This is a genomic window from Bacillus sp. SRB_331, assembly GCF_003264175.1.
Taxonomy (GTDB): Bacteria; Bacillota; Bacilli; order Bacillales; family Bacillaceae_G; genus Bacillus_A; species Bacillus_A mycoides.
On the sequence record NZ_NADV01000182.1, the window covers coordinates 1 to 430 of the forward strand.

Here is a 430-nt window from a genome sequence, read left to right on the forward strand (position 1 = left end):
TGTGTCAGCAGAATTCCCCAAAAATCTTTTGATGCATCTGGAAATACACACAGTAAATATCCATCGTTGATGTGGGCCATAGTCACCAGGTTCTGCAATGTGGATTTGATTTGAGCGAAACACTTGTCATGAGATTGGTTCCAGCCCAAAGTCTTCAATGTGACCTTCTGTAGTTGTGATTTCTGTAAACTGTCGATCGAGCGGGACGCTGTCAACAGCAGTTGTTGAAGTGGATCCACCAGCTCCGAGAACCTTGGGATAGTTGAGCGCATCCAATTAAGTCCACATAGTAATTGTTGCAGATCGCCAGCAGTGATCGGTGACGGTAATTCGCTCAGGGAAGAAACGAAATTGGGATCGAACGAGACACCCTTTTCCGATATCATTCTGCCGCATTAATTGTGATCGAACGAGACCCCCTTTTCCGATA

General features: G+C 45.6%; 1 protein-coding gene. It reads right to left on the reverse strand.

The genetic code is table 11. The features are described from left to right. A partial coding sequence (locus B5P42_RS32430) for a hypothetical protein (protein ID WP_220089430.1) occupies positions 1-386 on the reverse strand: 386 nt, incomplete at its 3' end. Positions 387-430: the final 44 nt, after the last annotated feature.